Consider the following 17,385-nt stretch of genomic DNA (forward strand, 5'->3'; position numbering starts at 1 on the left):
ACCGTCAGAATTCCGTTTCCAGGGACCAGCGATACACCACCTCGTCGGCGCCGCCGGACAGGCCGAAGATGGCGCCGGCTTCCCATTCCAGCTCGTGGCCGCCGAGCTCGAATTCGCCCAGCAGCACCGGGCCCGCGCCATGATTGCCGCTTTCGCCGTAGTACTCCAAGGCCGGCGCCAGCTCATCGTCGGCCAACCAGGCCAGTTGGGCCGCGCCGGAGTATTCGATGTCGCTTTCCTCGGCGTCGGCGCCGTCCTGCTTCTCGGCGAAGGCGTTTAATCGCAGGCGCAGGTTCGATGGCAGCCGCTGCTCATAGAGCGGGCCGAGCTTGTACTCCCAAACGTCGTCCTCGCGCTCCTTTTCCACTTCGCCGAGCAGCGCCAGGGCCCGGTCCGGGTTCTGAAACAGGTTGAAGCGGGCCTCCAGTTCGTAGGCTTCCAGCTCCAGGGATTCGCCGGGTGGTTTTTCGGTTTTCAGATAGGCTTCCAGGGCGAAACGGTCGCTAAAAGCGTGGCCCAGGGAAAATTTCTCCAGCCAGCGACCGTCTTCCGCCTGGTCGCCATCATCCAGGTAGGTGCCCCGGGTTTCCAGTTCCCAGTCGCCGGCATGGATGCGCGGCGAATAGACCTTGTCCACGTCGGCCAGGGTCAGGGCGGGCAGGCTGACGCAAAACGTAAGCGCCATCAGGCGCGGCAGGCGTTGATTCATTCCGGGGCCTTGTTGATGCATGAGACCCGGCAAGGGTAGCGCGGCGGTTGGAGGGTTGGCTTAAGGAAAGCTTAAGGAGGGATCGCGGCCGATGCGGCCCGCCGCCCGGGCCGCTCCCACCGCGCTTTATTTGCTCAGGTATTTCATGGCCCGCTCGATGCCTTCGAGGGTAAGCGGGTACATGTGGTTGTCGGTGAGCTGTTTGATCCACTGGGTGGAGGTGGTCATCTGCCAGGCCCGTTCCGGTTCCGGGTTCAGCCAGATCACCTTCTCGTAGGTTTCCATGAGACGCTGGAACCAGACCGCGCCGGGCTCGTCGTTCCAGTGCTCCACGGAGCCGCCCACGGAATTCACCTCATAGGGGCTCATGGCGGCGTCGCCGATGAAGATCACCTTGTAGTCGCTGCCGTACTTGTGCAGTACGTCCCAGGTGGAGACCTTTTCGTCCCAGCGGCGGCGGTTGTCCTTCCACACGTATTCGTAGATGAAGTTGTGGAAATAGAAATACTCCATGTGCTTGAACTCCAGCCGGGCGGCGGAGAACAGCTCCTCGCACATCTTGATGTACGGGTCCATGGAGCCGCCGATGTCGAAGAACAGCAGCACCTTGACCCGGTTTTCCTGCTCCGGGCGCATCTTGATGTCGAGCAGGCCGGCGTTGCGGGCGGTGGACTTGATGGTGTCGTCCATGTCCAGCTCGTCCTCGCGGCCGGTACGGGCGAACTTGCGCAGCCGGCGCAGGGCCAGCTTGATGTTGCGGATGCCCAGCTCCACGGAATCGTCCAGGTTGCGGAATTCCCGCTTCTCCCAGACCTTCACCGCGCTCTTGTTGCGCGACGGCCCCACCATGCGGATGCCTTCCGGATTTTCACCGTAGCCACCGAACGGGCTGGTGCCGCCGGTGCCGATCCATTTATTGCCGCCCTGGTGGCGTTTTTCCTGCTCTTCGAGGCGCTTGCGGAGTTCATCGAGAATCTTCTCCAGGCTGCCCAGACCCTGCAGCTGTTCCCGTTCCTCCGGGGACAGGGTCTTCTCGAGCTGCTTGCGCAGCCACTCTTCGGGGATGGTCTGGCTGAGCCAGTCCGGCTCGATGCTCTCCAGCCCCTCGAAGTAATGGGCGAAGGCGCGATCGAAACGGTCATAGTACTTCTCGTCCTTGACCATCACCGCCCGGGACAGCATGTAGAAGTCCTCGATGGAGCCGAACGCCACGTGGTGCTTGAGCGCGTCGAACAGGTCCAGCAGCTCGCGCAGGCTCACCGGCACCCGGTGGGCGCGCAGGTCCTCGAAAAAACCGATCAGCATGGAAGGTGCCTCCCCAATCCTCGGTGCGGATCGCGGCTGAAGCCGCTCCTACAACGTGCACCGTAGGAGCGGCTTCAGCCGCGATCACCGCTCAGCGTTCGCGGCGGTTCATGAAGGCCAGCCGTTCGAGCAGTTGCACGTCGGCTTCGTTCTTGACCAGCGCCCCGTACAGCGGCGGTACCGCGCTTTTGGTGTCGCGGTTGCGCAGGATGTCCTCGGGGATGTCGTCGGCCATCAGCAGCTTGAGCCAGTCGATCAGCTCGCTGGTGGAGGGCTTCTTCTTCATGCCCGGCACCTTGCGCAGGTCGAAGAACAGCTCCAGCGCTTCGGTGACCAGCTCCTTCTTGATCTCCGGGAAGTGCACATCAACGATCGACTGCATGGTCTTGGCGTCGGGGAAGTTGATGTAGTGGAAGAAGCAGCGGCGCAGGAAGGCGTCGGGCAGCTCCTTCTCATTGTTGGAGGTGATGATCACGATCGGGCGCTTCTCGGCGCGCACGGTTTCGCCGGTTTCGTAGACGAAGAACTCCATGCGGTCCAATTCCTGAAGCAGATCGTTGGGGAACTCAATGTCCGCCTTGTCGATCTCGTCGATCAGCAACACCACCTGCTCGTCGGCGGCGAACGCCTCCCACAGCTTGCCCTTCTTGATGTAGTTGGACACGTCCTCGACGCCTTCGGCGCCGAGCTGGGAGTCGCGCAGCCGGGACACCGCGTCGTACTCATAGAGGCCTTGCTGGGCCTTGGTGGTGGACTTGATGTGCCAGGCCAGCAACGGCTTGCCGAGCGCTTCGGCCACCTGCTCGGCGAGCAGGGTCTTGCCGGTGCCGGGCTCACCCTTGATCAGCAGCGGGCGCTGCAGAGCGATGGCCGCGTTGACGGCCATTTTCAGATCTTCCGTGGCAACGTACTTTTCGGTGCCCTGAAACTGCATGCGGGTTCTCCACATCATCGAGAATAACGCTGCGCACTCTAGCAACCCCCGGGCCCGGGGCAAAGGGCCGGAACCGCCACGGAGCGGGAGGATTACGTCAGTGGCTGTGCCATAATCGCCGCCCATGAACCTGTTCCTGCTGCACCCCGACCAACGCCTGGAAGGCGATCTATGGCGGCTCGACGAGCGTCAGAGCGCCCATGCGCGCACCGTGCTCAAGCTCGCCGAGGGCGACCGCTGTCGCGCCGGCGTGCTCAACGACGGCCTTGGCGAGGCGCGGATAGAATCCATGAAAAACAATGAGATAACACTATCTTTTAAAGTGGATTCAAAGCCGCCGGCGCCGCTGCCGCTGAATCTGGTACTGGCCCTGCCCCGCCCCAAGATGCTCAAACGCCTGCTGATCGACGCCGCCAGCCTGGGCATCAAGCGCATCGTGCTGATCAACGCCTGGAAGGTGGACAAGAGCTATTGGCGCACCCCCAACCTGAAGGCCGGGTTGCTGCGGGAAAAACTGCTCCTGGGTCTGGAGCAGGCCGGCGACACGGTGCTGCCGGAGCTGATCCAGGCGCCACGCTTCCGGCCGTTCGTGGAGGATGAACTGGATGGCTGGGCGGGTCCCGGGGCGCGTTACCTCGCCCACCCCGGCGACCACCCCGCCCTGCCCCACGAGCAGGCCGGGCCGGCCACCCTGGCGATCGGGCCGGAAGGGGGCTGGACACCGTTCGAGGTGGAGTTGCTGCAGGAACACGGCTTCCGGGCGCACCGCTTCGGCACCCGCATTCTGCGGGTGGAGACGGCTTTGCCGGCGTTGGTGGGGGCTTTGATGCGGTTGCCGTAGGGCGTGGCGGGTTATCGCGACTGAAGCGGAACGCCGCCCGGTCGCTCCTACGGGGACGTACGACCCGCCGTAGGAGCGACTTCAGTCGCGATGGCTTGCTAAATGCCTTAGCGGCGGTAGGGGTTACGGCGCGGCTTGCGCGGTGGCTTGTTGCCGCGCTGATGACGCAGTCGGGCACGGCCGTACAGGCCAGTGTATTTCTTGCCCTTGAGATCGACCCGGTCGGTGAGCGGCTGGATCTCCTCGGCGGTCAGTTCCTTCCAGCGCCCCATGCGCAGATCGGAAGGCAGTGTCAGGTCGCCGAAACGGATGCGGATCAGCCGCGCCACTTCCAGGTCCTGGGACTGGAACAGGCGGCGCACTTCCCGGTATTTGCCACCGGTGAGACTGACCTTGTACCAGTGGTTGGCACCCTCTTCCGCTCCGCCGGCGTCCTCGATGCTCTCGAAGCTGGACACGCCGTCCTCGAGCAGCACCCCGTCCAGCATCGCCTGGCGCTTGGCGTCGGTGAGTTCGCCGTGCACCCGCACCGCGTATTCACGCACGAAGCCGTTGGACGGGTGCATCAGCCGATGCGCCAGTTCCCCGTCGGTGGTGAACAGCATCAGGCCGGTGGTGTTGATGTCCAGGCGGCCGACCTGCACCCAGCGCAGGCCCTGCAGCCGGGGGAGGTTGTCGAACACTGTGGGGCGGCCCTGCGGGTCGTTCCGCGAGCACACCTCACCGGCGGGCTTGTGATAAATGATCACGCGCCGAATTACGTCTTCTTCCGCCTTCACTGGAATGATCCTGCCGTCCACTCTGATTGTGTCTTCCGGCTCCACCCGGTCGCCCAGGGTCGCCACCTGGCCGTTCACCGAGACGCGCCCATCGGCGATCCATGTCTCCAGTTCACGGCGTGATCCCAGCCCGGTGCGGGCCAGGACTTTCTGCAATTTCTCACTCATGAGGTCGATTCGTCCTCGTTGGCGGCATCGTCGCCGCCGTCGTCGTCATTCGTTCGCGGCGCCGCTTCGGCGGCGACCGGGGCCACCGGCGCGGCGTCGTTCTCCGCTTCCGGTGAGCTTTTGTGGCGGAACCGGGTTTCGAAACCGGCATTCACAGCGTCCACCTTGTCCATGCTCATCAAGGTGGCATCGTCGATTTCCGGCTCGTCGTCCTCGACGCCGAACAGGCGTTCCGCCGCCGCTCCGGGCTCGCCATGGCCGGCCTCTTGGTCATCGTCGCCGTCCGCGTCGGGGACGTCGCTGAGCGCCAGTTCCTCGTTCAGCTTGTCGAGATCCTTGATCTCCGACAACGGCGGCAGGTCCTCCAGACTCTTCAGATCGAAGTAGTCCAGGAACTGCCGCGTGGTGGCGAACATCGCCGGCCGGCCGGGCACGTCGCGGTGCCCGACTACCCGCACCCAGCCCCGCTCAAGCAGGCTCTTGACGATGTGCGAGCTGACCGAAACGCCGCGAATCTCCTCGATCTCGCCCCGCGTGATCGGCTGGCGGTAGGCCACCAGCGCCAGGGTTTCCAGGATCGCGCGGCTGTAGCGCGGCGGTTTTTCCTGCCACAGCCGGCTGACCCAGGGCCCCAGGTCCTTGCGCACCTGGAAGCGGAATCCGCTGGCCACTTCGCGCAGCTCGATGCCGCGCTCGCCGTATTCCGTGGCGATTTCCTCGAGCAACCGTGACAAGTCAGCCTTGTCCGGGCGGTCGTGCTCGTCGAACAGCATCAACAGCGCGTCCCGGTCCAGCGGGCCGTCGGCGGCGAAGATCGCCGCTTCCACGATGTTCTTGATCTGCTGGGGCTCCACGGTCAATCGTCCTCGGCTATGTCGTTTGAGGGCTCGTCGTCGATTTCCAGCGCCGCCAGGGCTTCACTTTCCTCCAGAACCAGGGTTTTCGCCTTGACGTGGATCGGGCTGAACGGTGTGTTCTGGATCAGCTCGATGAGCGAACCCTTCACCAGTTCCAGCACCGCGAGAAAGCTCACCACCACGCCCAGACGCCCTTCCTCGGCCTCGAACAGCTCCACGAAGGGCACGAACTCTCGCCCCTTGAGGCGGTCGAGCACGTTGGCCATGCGCTCGCGGGTGGACAACTTTTCCCGCGATACCTGGTGGCTCTCGAACATATCGGCCCGGTGCAGCACCTCCTTGAAGGCCAGCAACAGCTCGCGCAGGTCCACGTCCGGCTGCGCTTTCTGGCGCACATAGTCCGGGCGCCGCGCGGCGGCGATCTGGAAGTCACGCTCCTGACGCGGCAGCCCGTCGATGTCCTCGGCGGCCTGCTTGAAACGCTCGTACTCCTGCAGCCGACGGATCAACTCGGCACGCGGGTCCTCCCCGTCCTCGTCCTCGTCGTGGCTGGGCCGAGGCAGCAGGGTGCGCGATTTGATCTCGCCCAGCATGGCGGCCATCACCAGATACTCGGCGGCCAACTCCAGGTTGAGCGCCTTCATCAGATCCACGTACTCCATGTACTGGCTGGTGATCTGCGCCACCGGGATGTCCAGAATGTCCAGGTTCTGCCGCTTGATCAGGTAAAGCAGCAGGTCCAGCGGCCCCTCGAAGGCCTCCAGAAAGACTTCCAGGGCATCCGGCGGAATATAGAGGTCGTCCGGCAGCTTGGTGATCGCCTGACCGTACATCAGACCAAAGGGCATCTCCGCCTGCCGCGGACCGGGCGGCGCCAGCGGATTATTGCCATCCCCTCGCGGGGGGGCCTGTTGGTCGATGACGTCGTTCATGGCTGCTGCTTCGCCTCCTTGGCGATCACCGGTAATGGAGTCCCATCGCCGCGCGCACTTCCTCGAGGGTGGCGCGGGCCTCCTCGCGGGCTTCCTCGCACCCCTCGGCGACGATGGTGCGTACCAGATCCGGATTGCGCATGTGTTCCTCGGCGCGCTTGCGGATCGGGGCCAGCTCCTCCTGGACCGCCTCGATCACCGGCTTCTTGCATTCCAGACAGCCGATGCCGGCGGTAGTGCAGCCCTGGCGCACCCAGTCCTGGGTGTCGGCGTCGGAGTACACTTTGTGGAATTCCCACACCGGGCATTTTTCCGGCGTGCCCGGATCGCTGCGTCGGACCCGGGCCGGGTCCGTGGGCATGCGCCGGATCTTGGCGTCCACCTCGTCGGGCTCCTCGCGGAGGCTGATGAAGTTGCCGTAGGACTTGGACATTTTCTGCCCGTCCAGGCCGGGCATGCGCGACGCCGGCGTCAGCAGCGCCTGGGGCTCCGGCAGAATCATCTTGCCGCCGCCCTCGAGGTCGCCGTTGAGGCGTTCCTTGTCGCCCAGGGTGATGTTCTGCTGACCCTGGACCAGGGCGCGGGCGGTTTCCAGGGCGGTCTCGTCACCCTGTTCCTGGTACTTGCGCCGGTTCTCCGTGTAGATGCGCGCCTGCTTCTTGCCCATCTTCTTGATGGCGGCCACCACCGCTTCCTCGAAGCCCGGCTCGCGGCCGTACAGGTGATTGAAGCGGCGCGCCACTTCCCGGGTCAGCTCCACATGGGCCACCTGATCGGCGCCCACCGGGACCTGGCCGGCACGGTAGATCAGGATGTCGGCCGCCTGCAGCAGCGGATAGCCAAGAAATCCGTAGGTGCTCAGATCCTTCTCACGCAGCTTTTCCTGCTGGTCCTTATAGGTGGGCACCCGCTCCAGCCAGGACAGCGGCGTCATCATCGACAGCAGCAGGTGCAGCTCCGCGTGCTCGGGCACCTGACTCTGGATGAACAGGGTCGCGGACCCCGGGTTGACGCCAGCGGCCAGCCAGTCGATCACCAGGTCCCAGACATGGTTCTGAATGGCGTGCGGATTCTCGTACTCGGTGGTGAGACCGTGCCAGTCAGCGACAAAAAAGAAACACTCGTACTCGTGTTGCAAACGTGCCCAGTTCTTGAGCACGCCATGGTAATGCCCCAGATGCAGGCGCCCGGTGGCGCGCATGCCCGATACCACTCTTTGGGAGGGAACCACGGAACTCAAAAGCCGACTCCTGTCGTAACGGCAAGAAAACGGCGATTATAAAGGGAACCGCCGGGGTAAAGACAGGGCCGGCGGTCCACCGGAGCCCGTTCAACCCATTTTCTTCATGCAGACTCGATGCCAGCCCGGCCCGGTTGGGTAACGAATGTTCAGAAAATGGCGTCGAGGGGGCCGGCGCCCTCGCGGACCACTTCCGGCCCGGTGCCATCGGCCAGGGAGATCACCGTGGTTTCGGTGACGCCACAGAAGCCACCATCGATGACCAGATCGACCTGATTCTGCAGGAAGTCACGAACGTCCTGGGGGTCGGTGAGGGGGAACTCATCGTCCGGCAGGTGTGCCGTGGAGGTCATGATCGGCTCGCCGTGCTCCTTGAGCAGTGCCTGGCAGATCGGATGATCGGGCACGCGGATGCCGATGGTGCGTTTCTTCGGATGCATCAGGCGCCGTGGCACCTCGTGGGTACCCTTGAGAATGAAGGTGTAAGGCCCCGGCGTGTGCGCCTTGAGCAGGCGATAGTCCGGGTTGTCCACCTTGGCATAGGTGGCGAGCACGGACAGGTCCGCGCACAGCAGGGTGAACTGGTGCTTGTCGTCGAGCCGCCGCAGGCGGATCAGACGCTCCAGGGCATCCTTCTCGCCGATGCCGCAGCCCAGGGCATAGGTGGTGTCGGTGGGGTAAGCGATCAGCCCGCCCTGACGGATTACGTCCACGGCCTGACGAATCAGGCGCGGTTGGGGAGTCTCGGGATGAATATGCAGTACTTCGGTCATGGGGCGGCATTCTCCACCCGGCCCGGGGTCGGCGCAAGGTCCCCCGGAGCACCGGCCAGTCGCCATACCGGCGTGCCGTCCGGCGGGAACGGCGGCAGGCCGCCCAGGCTCAGCCATTTCTGTTGCGGCGAGTGAAAATCGCTGCCACCGGACACCGCCAGCCCGAAGTGGCGCCAGCATTCCTCCAGCAGGCCGGCCTGGTGCCGGGTCAGTCCGGGCATCACCGCCTCCATGGCCTGGCCTCCGGCGGCGCGGAAGTCGCGCACCAGCTCGCGCAGACGTTTGCGGGTCAGGTCATAGGCCTGGGGATGGGCCAGCACCGCCACGCCGCCGCCGGTGCGCAGGTCCTGGATGCCCTGCTCCAGGCTGACCCAGGGTGTGGCGACGAACGCCGACTGGCCTTTCTTGAGAAAGCGGTTGAAGGCATGGCGCTGATCGCGCACCACGCCCTCCTCCACCAGCACCCGGGCGAACCAGGGCCGGCCGGGGGTGTCCGAATCCGACAGCGCGCAGGCCTTGGCGTAGCTGTCCTCGAGCCGGGCCGCCTTGTCGAGCCGGGCGCCGATGCGCCTTGCCCGCTGCCGGCGGGCTTCCAACTGATCGGCGACGCGGGCGGCCAGCACCGGGCAATCCGGGTCCACCCACAGGCCCAGCACATGAATCTCGCGACTGCCCCACAGCACCGACAGCTCGATGCCGTTGACCAGGGTCAGGCCATGGTGGGCCGCCGCGGCGCGGGCCTCGGGCAACCCGGCCAGGGTGTCATGGTCGGTGAGCGCCAGGGCATCGACGCCGTACTCGGCGGCGCGGGCGACCAGATCCGCCGGCGACAGCACGCCGTCGGAGGCGAGGCTGTGGCAATGCAGGTCGGGGCGTTGGAAGGGTGCGGCTTCAATCATGGGGGCAACGGTACCATACTCGGGATGATTTGCCGTGCGGTTCCCGATACCATCGGCGATCCGAACAAGGAACGATTCCATGAAGCAACTGTTCGACTACCTGCCCGTGGTGGTGTTTTTCGGCCTCTATTTCCTCAGTGGCCAGGACATCATGCTGGCCACCTGGGGCATCATCGGCGCCACCACCTTCCAGGTGCTGGCCGGCCGGCTGATCTGGAAGCGCTGGCACCGGCTGCATCTGGTGGTGTTCGTGATCACCCTGGTGTTCGGTGGCCTGACCCTGTTGCTGCGCGATGATGTGTTCATTAAATGGCGTCCCTCGATCATCAGCTTCGTGCTTGGCGCGGTGCTGCTGGTGGGCCACTTCCTGGGCGAGCGCAACCTGTTGCAACGCCTGTGCGAACGCTTGATGGTGGGTGGCTTCGGCTTCGTCGTAACGCTGGAGCGCCGCGACTGGAGCCGGCTGAACCTGGCCTTCGTGCTGTATTTTCTGGCTCTGGGGGGGCTGAACCTGTTCATCGCCTATAATTTCAGCACTGAATTCTGGGTGAACTTCAAGCTGTTCGGCTTCACCGCCATCCAGATGGTGTTCTACGTGGCCGCCTTCCTGTATTTCTACAAACGCATGCCGGAGGCGGATCGCCAACGCCTGTTTCACCAGGACAAAAACGAACCGGAACCGACCAAGAAGGACGACGAGGACGATGCTGTACGCGATCATCAGTGAAGACGTGGCCGATTCCCTGAACCGCCGCGCCGGCGCTCGCGCCGACCACCTGGCGCGCCTGGAGCGGCTCCGTGATCAGGGCCGCCTGGTGCTGGCCGGGCCGCACCCGGCGGTGGACAGCGCCGATCCCGGCGAAGCGGGTTTCACCGGCTCCCTGGTGGTGGCGGAGTTCGACTCCCTGGACGATGCCCGCGCCTGGGCCGACGCCGACCCCTATATCGAGGCCGGCGTCTACGAGCGGGTCACGGTGAAACCGTTCAAGGCCGTTCTGCCCTGATTTTTTACAAACCCGGCCCGCCAGGGCCGGGAAATGTGACTACTTCGGCGCCGTTCGCCGCGCCGGTTGCCTAAACTTCGCGCCCAGATCATCAAGGAGTGCCCGTTCATGCTGGTTCGCTGGTTCTGCTGTTTCCTGATTGCCGCTTTGTCGGCGCCGGCCCTGGCCGCCACCGCCTGGGTGGACGATGAAATCTACGTACCGGTCCGCTCCGGCGCCGGTTCCGGTTATCGAATCGTCCACCGCGGGCTGAAAAGCGGTACCCAGGTGGAGTTTCTCGGCGAGGAAGGCGACTGGGCGCACATCCGCTACCAGGGCACCGAGGGCTACATTGGCAAGCAGTACATCAGCCGCTCCCCCACCGCCGCCATCCGCCTGCAGCGGGTCAGCCAGGAAAACCAGCAGCTCGAGAAACAGGTCGGTGAACTCCAGGAGGAACTCGGGCGGATTCGCCAGGAGCGCGACAGCCTGAGTGGCGAGAACGAGGAATTGAAGGGCTCGCTGAGCAGCCGTGGTCAGGAGCTGGACAAGCTGCGCGACGTGGCCGCCGATCCGATTCGTCTGGACCAGGCCAACCGCCGGCTCAACGAGGAACTGAGCATGCTGCGCTCGGATCTGGATCAGTTGAAGGCGGAAAACACCATGCTGCGCAGCGACAACACCTCGCGCAAATGGATCACCGGGGTCGGCATCCTGCTACTCGGCGCCATCGCCGGCCTGTTGCTCAAATCCAAATCCGGCCGCCGCCGCAGCACCTGGGCTAACTAGGGAGCCTCTGAATACCGCCTTACGTGCTCAGCGTGGCCTGAAGTGCGCCGCCGTCGTGTCTTGTCTCGACGGGCAGGGTGGCGCCCTTTCCAAGAGGCAAGGCGCGGCGGCGGTGCACTTCAGGCCACGCCCGGTGGGGCTTACAGGCTGGCCCACATTCATCGTTGCCCTTTTTCGACAGGCAACCAGCCTGCCTTCAAAAGGGCGCCTTGATTGTGAGCCAGCCTGTAAGCCTGAGTACGCAAGGCGGTATTCAGAGGCTCCCTGGCCACCCGCCCGAACAGGGTTTCCAGGCGCAGCACCACCCCGTTGACGCCCTGGTAACCCTGATCCCGGGGCCACAGCACGAACGGCTCCACCTCGAAGAACAGCCAGGGCCGCCACACGTTACGCCGATAGCGCGCATAGACCCGGTAATTGTCCACCACGGCCGGTTTACTGTGGCCCCCTACCCCGAGCCCCAGATTGAGCGCCGAGCGCCCGTCCAGCCGTTTGAACAAATTCACGCCCTGGAACAGCCCCAGCCCATCACCGGCCTGGTTGAGTTCCTCGGTGTAACGGATCTCGCTGGAAAAACGCAGGGTGGTGTCCGGCGCCAGCGGCCGGTCCAGGTCGAACAGGGAGCGGCTGCCCCAGCCGTCAGGGTCGCGCCAGTAGATGCGCTGGGTGTAGCGCAACCAGGCGGATTCGTTGAACAGTGGATAAAGACGGCGGTAACGCAGGCGGGTGAAGGTGGTCAGGTCCGAACGCACGCCCACGTCCAGATCCAGATCCATGGCGTCGGTGCGCTCGATGGCCCAGCGCAGGGCCCCACGAAAACCATTGTCGCGTTCCCCGGCGGGAATTTCCCGGGCCACCGGCGTCTCCGGATCCTGATCCTCATCGTGGCTACGGAACAGCAGCGAGAAGCGGCGTTCAGCGCTCGGCAGCCAGACCCGGGCGTCCAGGTCCACGTCGCTGGCGCCGTCGCCATCGTCGCGCCATACCCGCTCACCGGTAAGACGCACCAAGCTGGCGGCCGGTTCGTTGTTCTCGCGCAGCGGGTCCTCGAAGAAACCGTCCACCCAGCGGCTCGGCCAGCACAGGCTGCGCGACAGCCAGTCATGGGTGCGGTCCACCAGGGTGCCGGCGCCTTCCCAACGACAGGCGTCGACGGGCTGTGCCCCCGCCATGGACGACATACCAAGCATTATCATGCCGGGCAACAACGAACGACCAAGTGACCACCAACACCTCATGGCGCCAGCATAGCGTGCCGGCGACGCCTCGGGAATCAGCCCAGGGCGCCGGCGGCGCGAAGAGCGGCAATTTCGTCGTCGTCGAAGCCCTGCTCGCGCAGCACCGCCTCATTGTGCTGGCCAAGCCGGGCGCCGCTGAACCGGTAGCCCACCGGCGTGGCCGAGAACTTGAACGGCGACGCCACCTGACGCTGATGCCCGCCATCGTGGCGCGGTACCTCCACCACCATGCCGCGGGCCTGGAGCTGCGGATGCGCCGCCGCCTCGCTGAAGCTCAGCACCGGCTCCACGCAGCAGTCCAGTTCGGCGAATACCTGGCACCAGTGATCATGGTCCTGGCCGCCGATCACCTCGGCGATCGCCGCCTTCACCTCCGCCACCTGGGCGGGCTCGCGGCTGAGCCCCTTGGTGGTCAGATCCGGCCGGCCAATGGTCTCGCAAAACTGACTGAAGAACTGGGGCTCCAGCCCCGCCACGGAAAGGTAGCGACCGTCACGGGTACGGTAGCAATCATAGAAGCTGCCGCCATTCAGGGTGGTGCCTTCCAGGGTCGGGTCCTCGCCGGCCACCAGGGCCGGCGGCGCGCTCAGCCCGTGCAGGCTGAAGGCGGCATCGGTCATGGAAATGTCCACCTGCTGGCCCTCGCCGGTATGGTGGCGATGAATCACCGCCGCCAGCAGGCCCATGACGGCATGGCAGGAGCCGCCGGCCACGTCCGCCACCTGGAACGCCATCGGCGCCGGGCCGCTGTCCCGGCGACCGTTATAGCTGGTCATGCCGGCGATGGAGAGGTAATTCAGATCGTGGCCGGCGCGGTCGCGGTAGGGGCCATCCTGGCCGTAGCCGGTGATTGAGCAGTAAATCAGGCCCGGGTTGATCGCCTTGAGGGTCTCGTAGCCGACCCCCAGCTTGTCCATGACGCCGGGCCGGAACTGCTCCACCACGATGTCGTAGTCCTTTACCAGCCGGTACACCACCTCGCGGCCTTCCGGGGTTTTCAGATCCAGCGCCAGGGAGCGTTTGGAACGGTTGATGTAGCCGTGCACCGCCGAGACATTGTCCTCGGAGGGCGGCAGCAGACGAACCATATCCGGACGGGTGGGCGACTCCACGCGCAGCACCTCGGCGCCCATGTCGGCCAGCAACAGGGTGGCGAAGGGGCCAGGCAGCAAGGTGGAAAAATCCAGGACTTTCAGGGTGGCCAGGGGTCCGCTCATGAAACCGCTCCTTTCCAAAACGGGCTGTGGGGAACCGGAACCCTACCGTCCGGGGACGGCGCCGCCAATGGCCATTGCCATCGCCGACTGACCGAAACGGACATGGGGCGCGGGCGTCAACTGCGCTAGCATGCGCCTCTTCCATGGATATCGCGGATCATTATGACGCCACTCATCAAACTGCGCGGCACCCTGGCCCTGGTGGGCATCACACTGAACACCCTGATCATGGCGCCACTGCTGTATCTGTTCGCCCTGCTGCGGCTGTGCCTGCCGTTCCATCGGGCCCAGGTGATGCTGGCCCGGGTGCTGGTGGTGATCGCGGAGACCTGGATCGCGGTGAACAACGCCATCGCCAGGCTCACCAGTGGCGTACGCTGGCGGATTGAGGGGATGGAGGGGCTGGCGCGCCAGGAGTGGTATCTGGTCACGTCCAACCACCAGTCCTGGGCCGATATCCTGGTGCTGCAGATGGCCACCAACCGCCGGGTGCCGTTTTTGAAGTTCTTTCTCAAGCAGCAATTGATCTGGGTGCCGCTATTGGGGCTGGCCTGGTGGGCGCTGGATTTTCCGTTCATGAAGCGCTACACCCGTGCCCAGCTCGCCAAGCACCCGGAACTGAAAGGCAAGGACATGGAAACCACCCGCCGGGCTTGCGAGAAATACGCCCATTACCCGGTGTCGGTGATGAACTTCTTCGAGGGCACCCGCTTCACCCGGGAAAAACACGACGAACAGGGCTCGCCCTATACCCACCTGCTCAAGCCCAAGGCCGGCGGCGCCGCCTTCACCCTGAAGGCGATGGGCGGCCAGTTACATACCCTGCTCGATTTCACCATCGTCTATCCGCCGAATACCACCCGCTCCCTGCTCGGATTCCTGGGCGGCGCCATGGATGAAGTTCAGGTGATCGTGCACCGCCGGCCAATCCCGGACTGGGCTTCGCGGGGCGATTACGAGAATGACCCGGAATTCCGCGCTCGCATCCAGGCCTGGATCAGCGAATTGTGGACGGAAAAGGACGCTTTGATTCAGTCACGGCTTTCCGCGTAAGGGCGGATTTGCCTATAGTAGTGGCCCGGTGCCATCCCGGCCCCGAGAAATACAAAGCGAATCCGATGGGAAGGCCATGCTAGGCAATCTGTTCAAACCCCGGTGGCGACACCGGGACGCCGACGTGCGCGCGCAAGCCGCCACGGCCCTGAATCCGGACCAGGACAGCGAACTGCTGGCGCGGCTGGCGCGCGACGACGACAGCCCGCGAGTACGCGCGGCGGCCGCCGCCGCCCTGCTTGATCTCAGCCTGCTTGATCAACTGATCGCCAAGGACACGGACGCGGCGGTGCGTGACGCCGCCTCCGAGCGCATCATGGCGCTGCTGGCCGGCACCGTGGCCGGGGCTCCCGCCGCCGAGACCCGCCTGCGGCTGATCCGCCATACCGACAATCCCCGGGTATTGATGCATGTGGTCCGGCACAGCCCGGACGCGGCCAGCCGCGAGGCGGCGCTGGCGTCGATCCGCGATGCCGAGTCGTTGTACCAACTGGCGTTGCATGGCAAGGACGCGGCTACCCGGCTGGCCGCCGCGGAACGGCTGGAAGACGACGAGCGGTTGCGCCAGCTGGGCCGTGAGGGTCGCGACAAGAAGGTGGTGCGCCTGGCCCGGGAGCGCCTCAAGGCCCATCAGCGCGAACACACCGAACAGGAGCGTCGGGAGGAGGAACGGGGACAGACCCTGGATGCCCTGGAGCACCTCGCCGCCCATAGCGCCGATCCCCTGTTCGCGGCCCGTTTCGGCCAGTTGGAACAACGCTGGGAGGCGCTCGCCGAGGGCGCCGACCCACGTCAGGCGGAACGCGCCGGCAAGGCCCTGGAGGACGCCCGCGCGCGGCTTGAGCAGGCGCGCCAGGAGGAGCGACGGGAAGCGGAGCTGGCGGCCGCCCGGCAAGAGCGGCACGCGGCCCTGGACACCCTGCGCGCTCTGATGCGTGACCTGGACGGCGACACCTGGGACCAGCAACTGGGCGAGCTGCGTTCCGCGGTGGCCACCCAGGAGCGCCGCTGGCAGGCCGCCGCCGAGGAAGCCCCCGGCGACGACGACCAGGAGCTGGCGTTCCGCTCGCAATTGGATGAGTGGCGGCGACTGATCGCGCTGGCCGAGGCCGCCCGCGATAACCCGGACCCGGAAGACCGCCACGCGCTGGCCGAACAATGGCCCCGGCGGGTGCCGGCCCCCTCCTCCCTGGCGGACCTGGCGCCGCCGCTCGGCGGCGATGTCGATGCCGCCGGGCCTGCCGAGTTGACCCGGGAGGCTTCCCCGCGACGCTCCCAGCGCAGCCGCCACCAGGGCCTGGTGGTGGCACTGCGCCGCGAGTTGCAGCGCGGCAACCTGAAACACGCCAACCGCCTGTGGTTGAAGGCCGAGGCGGTGCTCGCGGAGGAAAACGATCCTTGGCTGGCGCGGCAACTGGAACGCCACGGCGCGCGGCGCGAGGAGTTGCGTGACTGGCATGCCTTCGCCGCCCAGCCCAAGAAGGACGCGTTGTGTGAGCGCATGGAAGCGCTTATCGAGCAGTCCATGGACGCCGACGAGCGGGCCAGTGCGATCCAGGCCCTGCACGATGAATGGCGGGCGCTGATGAGCTCCGACCAGGACCAGGATCAGGCTCTTTGGGACCGTTTCAAGGCCGCCTCGGACCGGGCCTATGAACCCTGCCGGGCCCATTTCGAGGAACTGGATGCGCAACGAGCCGAGAACCTGCGCCGCCGCCGCGCCCTGTGCGACCAGTTGGCGGCCTTCGTCAACGGCGAGAATTGGGACAAGGCGGACTGGCAGGCGGTGTGGGAGATCCGCCGGCGCGCCCCCCAGGAATGGAAGGACCATTCACCGGTGCGCTTCACCGACGGTCGTGATTTGCGCAAGCGCTTTTCCGCCCTGCTCTCCGAGATCGACGAACACCTGGACCGGGCCTGGCAGGAGGCCGAGCGCCAGCGCGCCGGGATGATCGACCGCGCCCGCGCCCTGAGCGAGCGGGAAGATGCCCACGACGCCGCCCGCCAGGCCCGCGAGTTGCAGAAGGAGTGGCGCGCCGCGCCCTGGCTGCCACCGGCCCGGCACCGGCGCTGGCAGAAGGATTTCCGGGGCCTGATGGACGCCATCTTCGGCGCCCGTCAGGCCGCCAGCCAGGCCCGGGACGAGGCCCGGCAGGCTGAGCGTGAGCGGGCCGCCGCCCTGCTCGACGACGGCGAACGCCGCCTGCGCGACGATCCGCTGGAGCTGGATGATGCCGCGCTGGCGGCGCTGATCGGGGAGCTGGATGGGCTCGATCATGGTGCTCTGGAACGCGGTCAGCAGCGCCGCAAGCAGCAGCTGCTGGACAGCCTGCGCCGCCGCCGCGCCGATCTGCCCCGCTGGCATCGCTGGCGCGATGCGGAGCAACGCCTGGCGGCCGCCCCGGACGGCGAGGCCTCCGATCAGGACCGCGCCCTGGCGGTGGCCCTGGAAGCCCTGGCCGGCGTGGACAGCCCGGAGCATGCCCGCGCCGAACGCATGGCCTGGCAGCTTGAACAACTGCCCCGGGCGATGAAGTCCGCCGGCTACGCGCCGTTGGAAGAAGCGCTCAAGCTGGTGGAGCAACGGGACGCGGACGCCCCGCTGGACCCGGCGCTGCGCCAGCGCATGACGGTGGCCCTGGCCGCTGTTGAGCCGCACGCCGGATAA

Annotated in this window: 17 protein-coding genes; 6 read left to right on the forward strand and 11 right to left on the reverse strand. The window is 65.7% G+C overall.

Going from position 1 to position 17,385, the window contains the following annotated elements; genetic code table 11:
• Positions 1-4: 4 nt before the first annotated feature.
• The 3 genes from JF515_RS04785 to JF515_RS04795 all read right to left on the reverse strand — a co-directional run bounded on the left by JF515_RS04785 (position 5) and on the right by JF515_RS04795 (position 2,948).
• Positions 5-709, reverse strand: coding sequence for a hypothetical protein (locus JF515_RS04785; protein WP_203101531.1), 705 nt, complete (start codon positions 707-709; stop codon positions 5-7).
• 126 nt (positions 710-835) lie between these two features.
• Positions 836-2,014 (reverse strand): vWA domain-containing protein, encoded by a 1,179-nt coding sequence (locus tag JF515_RS04790; RefSeq protein WP_203101532.1) that lies wholly within the window; start codon positions 2,012-2,014, stop codon positions 836-838.
• Between the two features lie 91 nt (positions 2,015-2,105).
• On the reverse strand, positions 2,106-2,948 hold the full coding sequence (locus JF515_RS04795; protein ID WP_203101533.1) for an AAA family ATPase: 843 nt from the start codon (positions 2,946-2,948) through the stop codon (positions 2,106-2,108).
• Between the two features lie 124 nt (positions 2,949-3,072).
• Here JF515_RS04795 and JF515_RS04800 point away from each other — a divergent pair, with 124 nt between their 5' ends.
• Positions 3,073-3,789: a 16S rRNA (uracil(1498)-N(3))-methyltransferase gene (locus tag JF515_RS04800; RefSeq protein WP_203101534.1), complete on the forward strand. Its 717-nt coding sequence runs from the start codon at positions 3,073-3,075 to the stop codon at positions 3,787-3,789.
• A gap of 107 nt (positions 3,790-3,896) precedes the next feature.
• Here the strand turns inward: JF515_RS04800 and rluB are convergent, their stop codons facing one another.
• From rluB to JF515_RS04830, 6 genes are all read right to left on the reverse strand, one after another.
• Positions 3,897-4,736 carry a 23S rRNA pseudouridine(2605) synthase RluB gene (rluB, locus tag JF515_RS04805; RefSeq protein WP_203101535.1) on the reverse strand — a complete coding sequence of 280 codons (840 nt, stop codon included), beginning with the start codon at positions 4,734-4,736 and terminating at the stop codon, positions 3,897-3,899.
• Complete coding sequence (gene scpB, locus JF515_RS04810; RefSeq protein WP_203101827.1) at positions 4,733-5,590, reverse strand: SMC-Scp complex subunit ScpB; 858 nt, start codon at positions 5,588-5,590, stop codon at positions 4,733-4,735. Before scpB ends, rluB begins: the two co-directional genes overlap by 4 nt.
• Before the next feature lie 2 nt (positions 5,591-5,592).
• Positions 5,593-6,525, reverse strand: a complete 933-nt coding sequence (locus tag JF515_RS04815; protein WP_425305600.1) for a segregation and condensation protein A — start codon at positions 6,523-6,525, stop codon at positions 5,593-5,595.
• Between the two features lie 25 nt (positions 6,526-6,550).
• Positions 6,551-7,765: a tryptophan--tRNA ligase gene (locus JF515_RS04820; protein WP_203101537.1), complete on the reverse strand. Its 1,215-nt coding sequence runs from the start codon at positions 7,763-7,765 to the stop codon at positions 6,551-6,553.
• A 149-nt stretch (positions 7,766-7,914) separates the two neighbouring features.
• The gene (locus tag JF515_RS04825) at positions 7,915-8,538 is read right to left on the reverse strand and encodes an L-threonylcarbamoyladenylate synthase (RefSeq protein WP_203101546.1); all 624 of its coding nucleotides are present in this window, start codon (positions 8,536-8,538) and stop codon (positions 7,915-7,917) included.
• The gene (locus JF515_RS04830; protein WP_203101548.1) at positions 8,535-9,437 is read right to left on the reverse strand and encodes a PHP domain-containing protein; all 903 of its coding nucleotides are present in this window, start codon (positions 9,435-9,437) and stop codon (positions 8,535-8,537) included. Before JF515_RS04830 ends, JF515_RS04825 begins: the two co-directional genes overlap by 4 nt.
• Positions 9,438-9,516: 79 nt before the next feature.
• Here JF515_RS04830 and JF515_RS04835 point away from each other — a divergent pair, with 79 nt between their 5' ends.
• The 3 genes from JF515_RS04835 (at position 9,517) to JF515_RS04845 (ending at position 11,209) form a co-directional block, all read left to right on the forward strand.
• Entirely contained in the window at positions 9,517-10,164 is a 648-nt protein-coding gene (locus tag JF515_RS04835; RefSeq protein ID WP_203101550.1) for an inner membrane-spanning protein YciB, read from the forward strand.
• Positions 10,142-10,441 (forward strand): YciI family protein, encoded by a 300-nt coding sequence (locus JF515_RS04840; RefSeq protein WP_203101552.1) that lies wholly within the window; start codon positions 10,142-10,144, stop codon positions 10,439-10,441. The genes JF515_RS04835 and JF515_RS04840 overlap by 23 nt, the downstream gene beginning before the upstream one ends.
• Positions 10,442-10,549: 108 nt before the next feature.
• The gene (locus tag JF515_RS04845; RefSeq protein ID WP_203101554.1) at positions 10,550-11,209 is read left to right on the forward strand and encodes a TIGR04211 family SH3 domain-containing protein; all 660 of its coding nucleotides are present in this window, start codon (positions 10,550-10,552) and stop codon (positions 11,207-11,209) included.
• 158 nt (positions 11,210-11,367) lie between these two features.
• On the opposite strand, the gene JF515_RS04850 is transcribed toward JF515_RS04845, so the two are convergent.
• Positions 11,368-12,381, reverse strand: a complete 1,014-nt coding sequence (locus JF515_RS04850; protein WP_203101556.1) for a hypothetical protein — start codon at positions 12,379-12,381, stop codon at positions 11,368-11,370.
• A gap of 101 nt (positions 12,382-12,482) precedes the next feature.
• Complete coding sequence (locus tag JF515_RS04855; RefSeq protein ID WP_203101557.1) at positions 12,483-13,664, reverse strand: CaiB/BaiF CoA transferase family protein; 1,182 nt, start codon at positions 13,662-13,664, stop codon at positions 12,483-12,485.
• Between the two features lie 162 nt (positions 13,665-13,826).
• Here JF515_RS04855 and JF515_RS04860 point away from each other — a divergent pair, with 162 nt between their 5' ends.
• Together JF515_RS04860 and JF515_RS04865 are read left to right on the forward strand one after the other, a co-directional pair.
• Positions 13,827-14,717 carry an acyltransferase gene (locus JF515_RS04860; protein WP_203101559.1) on the forward strand — a complete coding sequence of 297 codons (891 nt, stop codon included), beginning with the start codon at positions 13,827-13,829 and terminating at the stop codon, positions 14,715-14,717.
• Between the two features lie 76 nt (positions 14,718-14,793).
• Complete coding sequence (locus JF515_RS04865; RefSeq protein ID WP_203101561.1) at positions 14,794-17,385, forward strand: DUF349 domain-containing protein; 2,592 nt, start codon at positions 14,794-14,796, stop codon at positions 17,383-17,385.

It is taken from the genome of Alloalcanivorax marinus, assembly GCF_016785095.1.
Classification (GTDB): Bacteria; Pseudomonadota; Gammaproteobacteria; order Pseudomonadales; family Alcanivoracaceae; genus Alloalcanivorax; species Alloalcanivorax marinus_A.